This is a genomic window from Rubripirellula amarantea, from assembly GCF_007859865.1.
In the GTDB taxonomy this organism is placed as follows: domain Bacteria; phylum Planctomycetota; class Planctomycetia; order Pirellulales; family Pirellulaceae; genus Rubripirellula; species Rubripirellula amarantea.
The window spans coordinates 522,450-535,571 of record NZ_SJPI01000001.1; the positions used below are offsets into that span (position 1 = coordinate 522,450).

The 13,122-nt window shown below is 51.4% G+C and carries 10 protein-coding genes and 1 tRNA gene; 5 read left to right on the top strand and 6 right to left on the bottom strand.

From position 1 onward, the window contains the following. Positions 1-23: 23 nt before the first annotated feature. The 3 genes from Pla22_RS01930 to Pla22_RS01940 form a co-directional block, all read right to left on the bottom strand. Positions 24-1,154, bottom strand: coding sequence for a hypothetical protein (locus Pla22_RS01930; protein ID WP_146513094.1), 1,131 nt, complete (start codon positions 1,152-1,154; stop codon positions 24-26). Between the two features lie 220 nt (positions 1,155-1,374). After that, positions 1,375-2,280: a beta-propeller domain-containing protein gene (locus Pla22_RS01935; RefSeq protein ID WP_146513095.1), complete on the bottom strand. Its 906-nt coding sequence runs from the start codon at positions 2,278-2,280 to the stop codon at positions 1,375-1,377. A gap of 109 nt (positions 2,281-2,389) precedes the next feature. Then, positions 2,390-3,019, bottom strand: a complete 630-nt coding sequence (locus Pla22_RS01940) for a 3-keto-disaccharide hydrolase (RefSeq protein WP_146513096.1) — start codon at positions 3,017-3,019, stop codon at positions 2,390-2,392. 867 nt (positions 3,020-3,886) lie between these two features. On the opposite strand from Pla22_RS01940, the gene Pla22_RS01945 reads away from it, so the two are divergent. The 5 genes from Pla22_RS01945 to Pla22_RS01965 all read left to right on the top strand — a co-directional run bounded on the left by Pla22_RS01945 (position 3,887) and on the right by Pla22_RS01965 (position 11,973). Then, complete coding sequence (locus Pla22_RS01945; RefSeq protein WP_165440484.1) at positions 3,887-4,690, top strand: PEP-CTERM sorting domain-containing protein; 804 nt, start codon at positions 3,887-3,889, stop codon at positions 4,688-4,690. Between the two features lie 1,072 nt (positions 4,691-5,762). Continuing rightward, positions 5,763-6,497 carry a PEP-CTERM sorting domain-containing protein gene (locus tag Pla22_RS01950; protein WP_165440485.1) on the top strand — a complete coding sequence of 245 codons (735 nt, stop codon included), beginning with the start codon at positions 5,763-5,765 and terminating at the stop codon, positions 6,495-6,497. A 719-nt stretch (positions 6,498-7,216) separates the two neighbouring features. Continuing rightward, positions 7,217-8,437 (top strand): DUF1559 domain-containing protein, encoded by a 1,221-nt coding sequence (locus tag Pla22_RS01955; RefSeq protein ID WP_146513099.1) that lies wholly within the window; start codon positions 7,217-7,219, stop codon positions 8,435-8,437. Positions 8,438-8,579: 142 nt separating this feature from the next. Continuing rightward, on the top strand, positions 8,580-8,768 hold the full coding sequence (locus Pla22_RS01960) for a hypothetical protein (RefSeq protein ID WP_146513100.1): 189 nt from the start codon (positions 8,580-8,582) through the stop codon (positions 8,766-8,768). 31 nt (positions 8,769-8,799) lie between these two features. After that, the gene (locus tag Pla22_RS01965; RefSeq protein ID WP_146513101.1) at positions 8,800-11,973 is read left to right on the top strand and encodes an FG-GAP-like repeat-containing protein; all 3,174 of its coding nucleotides are present in this window, start codon (positions 8,800-8,802) and stop codon (positions 11,971-11,973) included. Positions 11,974-12,160: 187 nt separating this feature from the next. On the opposite strand, the gene Pla22_RS01970 is transcribed toward Pla22_RS01965, so the two are convergent. The 3 genes from Pla22_RS01970 to Pla22_RS01980 form a co-directional block, all read right to left on the bottom strand. Then, positions 12,161-12,243: transfer RNA gene (locus Pla22_RS01970), tRNA-Ser, on the bottom strand. A gap of 53 nt (positions 12,244-12,296) precedes the next feature. Beyond that, the gene (locus tag Pla22_RS01975; protein ID WP_146513102.1) at positions 12,297-12,701 is read right to left on the bottom strand and encodes a hypothetical protein; all 405 of its coding nucleotides are present in this window, start codon (positions 12,699-12,701) and stop codon (positions 12,297-12,299) included. 49 nt (positions 12,702-12,750) lie between these two features. Continuing rightward, positions 12,751-13,077 (bottom strand): hypothetical protein, encoded by a 327-nt coding sequence (locus Pla22_RS01980; RefSeq protein WP_146513103.1) that lies wholly within the window; start codon positions 13,075-13,077, stop codon positions 12,751-12,753. Positions 13,078-13,122 lie beyond the last annotated feature (45 nt).

Consider the following 13,122-nt stretch of genomic DNA (forward strand, 5'->3'; position numbering starts at 1 on the left):
AGACCGCAGGATTTTCGCCTGTGTCACTCCGAAGCGATTACCTTGCGTGCATGGTCAAGTCGCTTCGGCCAAACAAACTTTGGGGCCGTCGATGGATCATACTCATTCAAATGATCCTTCAAACGTGTAACAGGCTTACTGTATTCCAAGGATGTGTCCCCAAATACTTCGCCACAGAGGGCAGCCAGCGCTGGGTCATACTCCCTAAGCAACATGCGGGTGTTCACGTGGTTATGGTCACGGTCGTTGGTGCGATTGTTGTTGAACCAAGACTGCACTCCTTCCGCAAAATACTCGTAGTGGTTAACCGCCGCATACTTCCCCTTCCACAATCCATCTTCCATCGCCTTGCTGTACGTATCACGCAATCGCTGATCAAAAGTGGCATCTAAGTTATTCATCCCTCGCAAGTGAATGCTATGCGCGAGTTCATGAATCAGAATGCACTCCTGCCAGTATGGATCGCCTTCGTAACCAAGCAGATTTTCTTCGGCGCAAGTGCAGTAGGGATCCGTTTCGCTACCGCCGGTTCCGCGTGCTCGAGCGTCCCAGTACTCGTGACCACTGAGTTGAGGAAAATCAGGATGTGGTTGATCTCGCATCGCAACAAACTCCGGCAAGTCAGTCGTGAATTCGTTATGCGCCAGCACGCATAGCCTAGCTCCGCTATCGATCATGGCTTGCCGAACTTCGGGCCGCTCACCAAGCATAGCATCGACCAGATACTTCGCTTCACGTACCGCATACGGATTCACTTCTGCGGAAGCAACGATTAGCAACCCGCCCGCCTTCATCCGTTGAGTGTAGAAAGACGGCACACCATCCTCGGACTGAGGGTCAAACCGAAAGCTCTGAATTGGCACCTGACTCTCAACGGTTCGCTCTACGCCATCCTCGCGCCCCACAATCACAAACTGATGTCCCACCGAAGTTTTGATGATCATATTCTCGCGAGGTGAGATGGTTCCACTGGCAATGCGATCGACTGGCGTACGCAACCAAAACACGTCGATGATTTGATCGCTACCGTTGATGACCTGTAACTTGGGTCGAGGGGATTCGCCAGAGCAGGGCAGTGCGATAACCGAGATCAGAAGAAATTGAACGACGAGGAACCCAAGACTAGGAATGACCAAACGAGTCGAAATGTTCATCTAAACCCCAGCGAGTGGAAACCCATCGAGTAGAAACCCAGCGATAGTCATAGCGTGCGAAGGAGTGCCAATGGCAAACGTCGATGCAATTGTTCGCGAGCAGCGGCAAAGCTCGGACCGACTCTTTACCGCTCGAATCGCGATGTAGCGCAACTAACACGACACGGCTATCATCGTACCGCCAAAATGCTGGTGAATGACTATCGGCTTCGCCGCCCACTCACTTGTTTGTAGCAGCGACCAGTCGTCGTATTTGATCGGCTTGCTCAGCATCGACGTAATCGAAACATGCCATGCCATTGCCGACGAGGTCAAATTCGTTGAACTGCCAAACGACATTGCGATTCCGATCTAACTCGATTAGTTGCGGGTTGTCTGGCCCCGCATGACAATTGTCGATGACGACGTGGCCATTGGGCAACTCTTCCAAACATGCAGTCCAGTGCAGCGAGACATCCGTACCGGGAATTTTTTGATTTGCTTCCCAGACGATTGTCTTGTCGGCTGCCACTTCGACAATCGAATTACCAGAGCCTGAATTGATCAAGGTATTCCCATTCTTGAGTCGAATTGCACCATAGACTCGCGTCCCGATTTTGTATTCCCAAACGATGGTACCGTCCGGCGAATACTCAGTTACCGTTCCCGGACCTTCGGCGCAAACCAAGTAGTTTCCACTGTCGAGCACTTCGGCCTGTCGCGTCTTGCTTCGCCCCTCTTTGCCAAGAGGAGTTTGGCTAATGATCTTACCCTCTGGACTAACCAATATGATCCGGTCATTGCCGGACTCCGCAATCATCGTGTTCCCGTCTGCTAGCCGAGTGAATGCGTGAACATCGTTACTTTCATAGCGCCAAACTTCTTCACCAGCCAACGTTATCTCCTTCACAACATTCCAATCGTCGTGAAAGAGAATGTTACCGCTGTCGAGCATCTGAACTTCATGATGGCCTGCGTGACCTCCATCTGGCCCCGCCGTTTCGTATTGCCAAATCACCGTGCCGTCAAGTTCGCATAACGCTATGAGATTCTTCTGATACGAAGCGCTCACCAAAATCAGCGGCGTGGGTTCAGCAAATGCAATGGCTGAGATTGCCAGTGAAAGGACAACGAGAAGGTGACGCATAACAGTTGGACTTTCTAAGAGGTGTCGTATTCTTTAACAAACATCCGTGAGTCGGAAGGGCTGCCCGTCACCTAAGTTCTAAGCTAGTGATGGCAAGCTTGAAACGTAACTAGGGAAGTAACTGGACTTCAACCCTGCGGATGCTCACGCGACTACCGGGGTCATGTTGCTGAAAGGCGAAGCAACCTTCTTTGAAGGTCTTTTCAAAATCAAGGTACTCGTACAACTCGCTACCATCGACCGTGACCTTGATTCGCGTTATGTCGCGACCACGCCAATTGTCATCTCGCACTTCAAGTTCATAGGAAAACCATGTATCGGGTTTAACTAACTGGTTGTAGACATGACAAAGACCGTATAGCGATCCAGTTCGAATCGGGTCGGTATGAGTGCTGTCAATTTGAGCTTCGTAGCCATCCATGAATCCAGGACGCTCGGTGGTGCGAAAGTACAGCCCTGAGTTTCCTCCCTCATTGATCTTAACTTCGGCGCGATAGCGGAAGTTCTTGTAACTGCCACTGGTGGATACCAACATCGAAGCGCTACCTGATCCGCGGATCTCGCCGTCCTGAACCTCCCACTTGCTTTCGCCTTCACCGCCAACCTGCTCCCAACCCTCTAGTGACTTTCCATCGAACAACGTATTCCACGTTGCGTCATCGGATAGGGCGGAAGAACTGAGAACCAAGCAATTGCAAAACGAAGCACAAAGCAAGAAAGATAAACAAAGTCGAGGCATCAAAGATCTCTTCAATCGCGTTCGGGGGGCACGTCACGTTCAAAGTAGCTGGACTGCCCTATGAACGGTCAACATTAAACGGAAGAGAAGAGATTACCCGCCCCGGAAACACGAAACATACGTTTTCCCGTCCTTTCTTATGCAAATTCACGCAAAGGGAGACATCAGGTCATCGCGATTTCTGATGGACAAATGAGTGATTGAGATCAAAAGGCCTTCGTCCATCTCATGCATCTCGAGAAAAAATGCAACCCGAGAAAGTTGCATCCAGTGTCCGGCAAAGCCGGACTACGTGACCAATCATGCGGTTGCGACAAACAGGTTTCGCAATCACGCAATCCTGCACCAACGAATCGTCTTACATTCCTCCACCAGCGCTTTACTTGTTTGCCATTGTTGGTTTTGGCGAAACAGGTCGCGTGATTGCGAAACCGACACGACCTATGCGGGACTCAGAGTTGCCCGCATCACTGGATTAGCGGCAACCGTCAATCCAACAGCGATCTTCAATCATCCACCGATAGCCTGAACACTTGGCTTGGCTTGGTGTTTAAAGCATGTGCGTGCAGAAGCGATGGGCGAACATGCATGACGCGATCGCAACCTTCATCACCATCAACGACCTGCACCTAAGAGACCTTCAAAGCTCATCGCACCGAAGTTATTGATTACTACTACTCAAACTTAAATACGAACAACGGCGACGAAACAGGGCTTAGAAGTCCTCATAGTCAGGTCAACATGCCGCAGGACGAATCAGAAAAACTAAGTGTGTTCACAGATCGTTTTCTAGTTAGACTCGCAATCGATGCAAACGGTGGTTTGCATTACCTTCCTAAACCCCCGCCTCGTAGAAAGATCTACACCATGAAACCACTGCAGCTATTAACACTGTTGTTCATGTCCACATGCATGACTCTTAACGCTTCAGCCGAGGTCATCTTTTCAGACGACTTCTCTGGCTACACTGACAATGACCCTGCCGCGGAGCCCTGGACAGGCCCCAACACCGTCGTAGGTGGTCGCATGTTCGCTGATGACGTAGTCGCAGATGTTACGTCCTACGACTTTGAAGGTCGATTCGCAAATCCGAACAACTACGGGCAAATTACCAGTGGAACCGTCTTCGCAGGCTTCGACCTTGAATTTGGCGATGGCCTGAGCACGGGTGGACAGTACTTCACGTTCTTCGGCGATCGCAGTAGCACTAGTATCTTTGACTACAAGTCTCGAGTCGTAGTCAAATCATCGCTCAATGGTGCATCAGAAAGGATTTTCGACCTGGGAATCTACAACGGCAACTTCGGCGATACACAATATCTTGGGCTCGAACTCCTGCCGGGCGAGACCTATCGCGTGGTGCAAGGATATGACTTCACGACCGGAGTTTCATCCTTAAGCGTGAATAATGGCCCGAGCGCTTTAACAGTTGGAGCCGACCCAGGAAATGGCAGCCCAATTGGTGGTTTCGGCTTGCGATCGCCAAGTGCGTCAACGGGCGAACGGTACTTTGACAACATGATTGTTGCCACCACGTACAACGAGGCCTTTACCGTTTCGGCAGTACCAGAGCCATCTACAGCGTTGCTCGGTCTTGTCGGCTTGGTCGGTATGGCATGGGTGAAACGTCGGCGGTCAGTGAAGGCAAAAGCCAACGCGACTGCAGCGTAGTTTCGGTCGGCTACGCAATGTAGACAGTCGTGCATACATCCAACTCTGTTGCCCATCGTAGTGCAAATCGCAAGCAAGAACGCTGGGCACAGAGGGTTCGGATAGCGTTAGAAAACGCATGTCGATTCGCGTGATACTTAAGCCAAAAACGACGGTCATTCTGTATAAAAATTGATCGCCGAAGGCATGATGAACAGGTGTGGTGGCGTGTCGAATCAAAGTCAATGCTGAGCTACTCGATCACCCGGCGTAGCTAACGTCGGCTGCCGCAAGCACCTTTAAGAACAGTGCTCAACCAAAATGCTGACCTAACCTCGTTTGCTTGAGTAGTTGGCGATGCACCCAATTCGCTTCAGGCATAACAATTCTTGCCATGGCTTCCTGCGTTACTTCAAATCGCATCCTGAGCATCGACCGCAATTGCAACCAAAAGTTGGCGGCAAACGCTGAACGGAGATTACCCAGCTCGCGACATCGAATCGATTCTTAACCAGGGACACTGCAAGACCGAGTGTGATTCGAACGCGGTAACTCTGCCCCGATCTTGGATTCGTAACGATGGGTACGGGCGATCCTTTGTCTGCTTGGTCGGGTCCTCAACCAGGTCTCTGCGCCACCCTAGAACGCAGGCCGATCGGCAAAGTGGCAATCATTATCAAACAACTCATGCAAGCGTAGCGACTACTACCCCCACTTCAGAGCGGACGACTAGCAAAAAAAAGTTACTGAATCATCTACTCGAAACCGCCTAAAACCACTGCCGCGTGCACCGGAGAATGGTTCGACGGAGTGAATACCGACGTGAACAAATCAAAGGACGGCGTTCTCACAGACATGCCACGTCACCAATGTCGTCGATCTCGTCCTTAAGGTTTGTTCGCAAAAACCGCCCAAGAACACTTCGCAAACACGAAGGCATTTAACACCTTGCGACACCACATAATTCTTTAGAAAAACACACAGAAAGAATGAGACTTAATGGACTCGTCATCGTTACAGTCCTAATATGCGGTCAAACGCAGCCCCATGTTTTACCCACATGTTTCAGTCTAAGAGAATGGGAAGATCTTTTATGAGCAAGTTGTTAAGAGCTATTGGTTCGACAATCCTTGGGTGTGTTATCACCAGCAGCGCATCGGGTGCTGTGATTACTGACGTCTCGGCAAGCACGGTGGCAGCAATCAACAACTGGCAATTCGAACCTGATGGCACAACTTTGTCATCAACTGCAACAGGTGGCCTGGTAACGACGGGTAGTTATGCAAATCCGCTCACACTTGCTGGAATTTTTACCATCGACGACTCCGCCGACACGGGTGCGATGTTCACAGCCGACCTAATTCTCAGCGGTGTTGATAACAATGGTGCCAACAATATCTACGCACAGTCCGATGGTCACATCGTTTTCGATGTGGACCAACCGGTACGCCAAGAATCGTTAACCTTGACGGTTGGAAACTTCCAACAAATCTCTGGTTTGGAGCCGGCCGTTATTACTTTCGATGGTTTCAGCGAGCTTGTTCTTGTTTCGTACGTTCCAAACGCGACTGAGTCCGCCACATTTAACGGAATTGCAATGACTAGCGCCGCTACCAACGCGGTTTCTCCTCTAGCTCCCAATGGCTCCACGTTGCTCGACACGAGTCCTAATGGCACTGCCATCTTTTACTTCGATGGGGTTAGGGGGCAATTTACGGTTGCAACAGCAGTTCCCGAGCCATCATCGTTCGCAATGGTCGGTATTGGTGGTCTGTGCGTCATTTGGCATCGACGAAGACGCAATTCAGCTAAGTCGCAAGTAGTCTGATCACCGACTGCTATTGATCTTAGAAAGAGCCCATCCGTGACCTCGCGGATCATTGGCTATGCATCGTGAGTGGAAACCAGTCGTAGGCCTGTAGTTTCTTGGTGCATAGCAAAGACCAATTTATATGCTTGCTTTATCCGCGGCTGCTATTGCGCCGAACGCGACGGTCTGCATGCATGTAAATAACACTGGCATTTGATTTCACAAAGACTTGATAAACAGCGACATCGCCGAGCCGATATTAGCGCCCGTCGATGCCCTAAGACTTTGAATAATTGACGGCTAGAAAACACGATGCGAGTCATTAGGCAAGAAAGAATTGCCTCGCATCACTGAATTAATTCGTAGCACAGAACTTACCGCTGGTTCCCACCCGAACTCCCCGCCCCGAACACTTGGCACCTTAAGCCTTATACCAGCTACAGTCACAACATCTATTAAGACTCCATTTACTAAGAATGAAGTGATGGCGTTGAAAATAGTAAGTACTTGAATAACCGCATGGCATACCCGTTCGTCGCATTTGTTAATGCAAGTGTGACTAGCCGGAAAGTTACCAGTCCATCAAGTATCTAAACATTTGCAGCGCGCATTAATTGTTTAAGCCGCATGTCTATTTCATCGTGAATTGACACGCGATTCTACCGTCGTTTTCCCGTTCGAATTGCGTGCACCGACGCATGCATTTTTTCATACTTTCTTGCTAGGTTAGGAATCAAATGTACCGTAAACAACGTGGTTTTACGTTAGTTGAGTTATTGGTGGTGATCGCCATCATCGGAGTACTGGTAGGCTTGCTCCTACCAGCGGTCCAAGCTGCTCGCGAAGCTGCACGACGTATGAGTTGCAGCAACAACTTCAAGCAGCTTGGAATTGCAATGCACAATTACCACGCGGCATTTAAAGAACTTCCTATGCAAGGTGTAGGAACGGCCGGTTCCACGCCAACATGGTGGTGGGACCCAACCACTGACTCGAACAACTGGCGTTTGAGTGCATTAGTTGGACTAACTCCGTTCATGGAACAGCAAGGACTATGGGAAGAAATCTCTGGACCTAAGCAAAACTTGGTTCCCCCCATGACCCCTGCCTTCTGGCCTCCGATGGGTCCGTCACCTGACAACATTGACTACGATCCCTGGACGATTGAGATCCCCATGCTTCGTTGTCCATCGGACCCGGGCACCGGACTACCTTCGCTAGGTCGAACCAACTACGGAATGAACGTTGGCGACAGCATGTATCGGTCTATCAATGGTGACCGGCGTATTGTCACAACCTCAAGTGCACCGTCTTGGCCACCGTTGCCTCACGAGGCCAATGTGCTGGAATCCCGTGCAGCCGACCGTGGTGTTTTCAAGTTACACCAATCGACCAAATTCAGAGACGTAACCGACGGACTGTCCAATACGATCGCAATGGGAGAAATGGCGACCGATATTGGCGACCGTGACAACCGGACGATTCTCGTCAACACTGGTAACGTCTTGGAAGACCATCGCGATAACCCCAACTACTGCTACGACGATCCAACTTTGATTGACATCGAACGACCGAGCTTTTGGTCCTCGACAGCCGCAGTGAATGGATCTACCGATGGCCGCGGGTATCGCTGGGCTGATGGAGTACCCTTCATGACCGCGATCCACACGATATTGCCGCCTAACAGCGCGGTTTGCGGGCCTAACAATGCCAGAAACACAGCGAACTGTACCGTATCGAGTCGGCACCAAGGTGGAGCCCACATCTTGATGGGAGATGGCGCCGTTGTTTTCATCAGCGATTCCATTGACTCGGGCAATCGAAACAATCCGATGGTGTGGCGAGGAGGAACTGCAATAGACAAGAACATGCCGGGCTCGAAGAGTCCGTATGGTGTCTGGGGTGCTCTTGGAACCAGCGCATCGGGTGAAGTGATTGAAGAGCAACTTAATCAGTAGCTCTCACGCGACGACATTCGGAACTTGATTCAGACGACACATCGTTCCGATAGAACGTCATCTTTAGCAACTGCCTAGCTCAGCTAGGCAGTTGCATTCTGCTTTCAAAATTCCCATTCACGATCTCGAACGAGAACATTTCATGATGAAATCTGTAACGCTATTGGTTGCCGCTGGCCTGCTTATCATTGCCGTCGGGTGTGCAAAGGAAACCGGCTCAGTTAAGGAGAACGTATCTCAGGATGATATTGCTGCCTACAAGGCCGCGATCAAGGCTGAGCAGGACGCCATGAGAGGCGACATGGCAACGTACGAGAAAGAAACAGAGTGACGCTAGCGTTTGTTCGTGTCGTCGCCGCTTCATGAGGTCGTGTGACATCATTAACATTCCCTACACAACTCTTTTTGTCTCCATCGCATGGGTGCTTGTCGCCTCGGGGTGCAACCGAGGCGAGCAAGCACAATCGAGCGATCAGAAAGCGATCCCTTCGTCCGAACCGGCCAGTGCTGCCAAGGGTGACACTCTCGCTGTAATGAGGCAAGAGATTGCATCGGCGCGCGAAGGCGACGTGAATTGGGACGCTGCATGGATGCTCGCCAAGAAGGTGTTGATTGCGTATCCCGAAGACAAAGATGCGTTGGTCGAGGTCGCTCAAGTTGCCTACCGGGCTGGGCATCAAGACATCGCCAAAGACATCCTTGTTCAAGCGGCAGTCGCGAACAACTTTCTAGACGAATCATTGGTCAACCGCTGCGTGGTCGCCATGATCGACGCTGGTGATATGTTTGAGGCGATCAGCTTTCTTGAACGAGTCGTCGATGCTTACCCCGATCGCGACAAGGTCCGCCGGTTGCTATGTGACCTTTTGATAGGTGCAGAATACCGTGAACGCGGTTTTAGCCACGCCACCAAGTTGATTCGCCAACGGAAGTTTGATTTCACATTGTTGCTTGCGATGGATAACCACCATCGGCGCAAAGAAGAGAACAAGTCGCTCGACGAAATGCTCAAGCGAAACACCGATGACCGTCGAGCGTCTATCGGGCAAGCACGTTCAATGCTGGATCAATCTCGCTTCGCCGAAGCCGGAGTCATTGCGAAACAGATACTTGATCGTCATCCGGACTTCCAACCAGCAATGGATATTTACGGACAAGCCCTCGTCGCGTCCGATCAGCGCGATGAACTGGAACAATGGTGCGTTGATCGGCTAGTTCCCCTTAGTCAGACACAATCATTGTCGTGGTCTGGCTGGATCACGCTGGGCGATTGGTGCCGCCAAAAAAGCGACGTAGCTTTGGCTCGCTTCGCTTATCTCAATGCAGTTGCAAACTCCACTGATAACCCATTGGCTTGGTCCAAACTCGCGGAAGTGTCGGGAGATTCAGAGGACATCCGACACGAGGCAAACTCGCTGCTGAAATTGAGGCAACAATACATTGAATTTTCTAAGGCACAGATTGGCATCGGAGACGTCGACACGTTTTTGAAACTGATACCGGTGATCGAGACACTCACCGAACAGGGACGCTTGTGGCAGGCCGAGGCGTGGGCGGCATTAGCGTTGACCTTGCCTCCGTCTCCATCGGGCATCGACGAAGACGCCGTCGCGTTACGTATGCGAATTCACCAACACCGTGAAAGTATTCTAAGACGCCTGAACCAAAATACTCCGTGGCGATTAGCGTCTGCCAGTCCTGATACCACGATAAGCTCAGATGATTTAGCTTCGTCGCTTGCGGCACTGGCGGCAAAGTCTCAATCGGACACGGCACGCCACGTTGTCTCGGAACGGAACAAATTTCCGTTTCCCGATGCTCCCTTCACCGTGGATTTACGAAACGAAGCGGTTCGTCGAGGTGTCCAATTTTCCGGCAAGACCTATGAAAAGCTTGATCAGCCGGGCATTCCGTTTTATGCGACCTTAGGTTGTGGTGGTGGCGCGATTGACTTTGACCTTGATGGTTGGCCGGATCTTTACTTGGCGACTGCGGGCGGTCGACCGGGAGAACGCCAAGGCGCCCCGAATGCTTTGCTGCGAAACGAAGAAGGCACGTTTCGAGCAGTAACCGTGCCGACACGAACCGGTGATGTTGGTTTTGGACAGGGGATTTGCGTGGGAGACATCAACAGTGATGGATTCGCTGACTTGTTCATTTGCAACTACGGTGAAAACCGTTTGCTAATCAATTGTGGCGATGGAACCTTTGCCGACCAAACCGAACAATGGTTACCGTCAAGCGATTGGAATTGGTCGACAAGTGCAGCAATCGCAGATTTAGATCGTGACGGGCTGCCTGATCTGTATGTCACAAACTATTGTGCTGGGACTGAACCGATTGACCGACGCTGTGATGCGGGTGATAGAACCGAATTCAACAAGTTCGCCGGACAAGCTCGTGCTTGTTCGCCCACTGTCTTCAAAGGTGAACCGGACTGGGTGTTTCGCGGTCGCGGCGAGGGTGGGCTTGAGCGAGTTCCAGCGGCCTACGGATTTGAACTCGATGATGCTGGTCGCGGTTTGGGTGTGTTGGTGGGCGAGCTCGATGAAAATCGTGGTATCGACGTGTTCGTTGCAAACGACATGAGCCTGAACCACTACTGGACATCTCCGCCCACCTCACCATCAACATCCGGTATCACTTCCACGGATCATTTGAAAGACGATGCCAGAATCGAGAAGTATCTTTGGCTCGATGCGTCGGTGTCATTGGGACTTGCGGGCAATTCTCAATCAACGCCGCAAGGCTCGATGGGCATCGCATCAGCAGACTTGGATCGCGATGGTGACCTAGATTTCTACGTCACCAACTTCATGTCCGAATCAAACACACTTCACTCTAAAGAAGCGACCGGTGGTTGGCGTGACGAAACGTATGGCGTCAACTTGACTGATGTCACGCTGCCGATGGTAGGTTTTGGAACCGAATGCGTTGACCTCAATGCCGACGGCTGGCGAGAGATTATCGTTACCAATGGACATGTCGATCTCTACTCGACTCGCTCTGAAGATGCATTTTATGCGCAACCGTTACAGGTCTTTCAGCGGATTTCGACCGGCAAGTTTACTAATTCAGAGTTTGAAGCCGACGGCGAATACACGTCTCAGCATCACGTTGGACGTGCGATGTGGACTATGGATGTGAACCGAGACGGACGAACTGACTTTGCTGTAACTCACCAAACCGAACCTGTCGCGCTGTTGATAAACCATACGCCTATCGAGAACCAAACCATCAACGTTCAGTTGCGTGGAACCCAAAGTGGGCGTGATGCTATCGGAGCCTCTGTCACGTTGAGTGTGGGATCGCATAGCGAAGTCCAAACGCTGACAACGGGCAGCGGTTTCCAGTGCAGCAACGAGAGCGTACTGATGTTCGTGCTGCCACAATCAGCCGAGCCAAATGACACGACGCTAGAGGTGTCGTGGCCGTCCGGTCGGCTTCAGGAATTCGCATGCGGCAGCGACGTTCGAGATTGGCTTCTAGTTGAAGGCGACTCGGATGCTTTTCCGATCACCGATGCCGTTCGTTGATCCAACGGGCACTTGAAAAGCGGAAAAGGCAATTCATCCACCTTTGATGCGTCGCAGAGTCGACGGCAAAACCACTTTGGGCCGAGTTTCGCGGAATCGATATTGCGACGAAAATTCGCCCCCGCGACCGCTGATCATAAAAAAAGCACCGCCGAAACGATGGTTTCAGGCGGTGCTTTTGATCAAGCGGAGGACATGGGACTCGAACCCACAACCGGTAAACCGGCAACTGATTTCGAATCAGTCTGCTTGCCAATTCGCTTATCCTCCGGCTCGGCAGAGCTTTCTGCTAGGCAATATGTTCGCTCGTTCGCTTCAAATCGTCAAGTCGAGGAGTCAGGAAGCTGGAACTGAATTTCACGGCCCCCCGAAAGCTGAATCAATCGAGTGGCTTGGTCCGTCAGCCCCACATCGGAATTCAGTGCCGCCTCGATCTGGGCTGCCTGAGGAATGTTGTTCTCGACTTGCAGACGCCCGCCATCTTGGACCGAAATCTTCGGAGGCGGGTTCACTGGCAATCCGAGCGACGACAAAGTTTCGCTGATCTTGTCGACCAACGACTGTTTTGCATCGTCAAGGTTCACCGGCGAGTTCTCGCCGGATGCACCTTGCAGAATCTGGTCAAACCCAAGTGTTTTGTTTAATCCAAGCGACTCGCTGACACGACTCACCGCGCTACCGGCCATGCGAGCAGCAGCGGCGGTAACCGGTGTGATAGGCAAACTCATGAATATCCAGTTCTCAGTCGAATCGAGCGCGGTTATTGAATCAAAAAACTCAGTGCTTGTGTTCGGTTTGGAAGCCGTATTCTTTGAACCACTTTTCCCACTTGTGGGCTTCTTCGTGGGTGTCTAACTCCATTTGCCTCCATTCGGGGCAACGATACTTTACGTCCACGTGACCGTTGTGAGCCGCTTTCTTCACTTCGCATCCGAGCTTAGATAGCGTTTCGGAAATGGTCTTAGCCTTCGCGTCATCGTGTATATGCTTGGCTTGCCATTTCTCAGCGCGATAACGAACGATTTCATCCGCGGCGACGTCCGTCGCGACAGCGGAAAAACCTGCGAGTAAAACAGCGGCCATCAAGGTCAATCGTGGAAGCATCAGGGAGATCCTGCGAGTTTTCGGAGGGAGATTTCGAGGCGAACG

What these genes read in the sequence shown, in the direction of transcription:
- Pla22_RS01930 (WP_146513094.1), bottom strand. Translation starts at nt 1,154, where the DNA reads ATGAACATTTCGACTCGTTTGGTCATTCCTAGTCTTGGGTTCCTCGTC.
- Pla22_RS01955 (WP_146513099.1), top strand. Translation starts at nt 7,217, where the DNA reads ATGTACCGTAAACAACGTGGTTTTACGTTAGTTGAGTTATTGGTGGTG.
- Pla22_RS01965 (WP_146513101.1), top strand. Translation starts at nt 8,800, where the DNA reads ATGAGGTCGTGTGACATCATTAACATTCCCTACACAACTCTTTTTGTC.
- Pla22_RS01945 (WP_165440484.1), top strand. Translation starts at nt 3,887, where the DNA reads ATGAAACCACTGCAGCTATTAACACTGTTGTTCATGTCCACATGCATG.
- Pla22_RS01935 (WP_146513095.1), bottom strand. Translation starts at nt 2,280, where the DNA reads ATGCGTCACCTTCTCGTTGTCCTTTCACTGGCAATCTCAGCCATTGCA.
- Pla22_RS01960 (WP_146513100.1), top strand. Translation starts at nt 8,580, where the DNA reads ATGATGAAATCTGTAACGCTATTGGTTGCCGCTGGCCTGCTTATCATT.
- Pla22_RS01950 (WP_165440485.1), top strand. Translation starts at nt 5,763, where the DNA reads ATGAGCAAGTTGTTAAGAGCTATTGGTTCGACAATCCTTGGGTGTGTT.
- Pla22_RS01980 (WP_146513103.1), bottom strand. Translation starts at nt 13,077, where the DNA reads ATGCTTCCACGATTGACCTTGATGGCCGCTGTTTTACTCGCAGGTTTT.
- Pla22_RS01940 (WP_146513096.1), bottom strand. Translation starts at nt 3,019, where the DNA reads ATGCCTCGACTTTGTTTATCTTTCTTGCTTTGTGCTTCGTTTTGCAAT.
- Pla22_RS01975 (WP_146513102.1), bottom strand. Translation starts at nt 12,701, where the DNA reads ATGAGTTTGCCTATCACACCGGTTACCGCCGCTGCTGCTCGCATGGCC.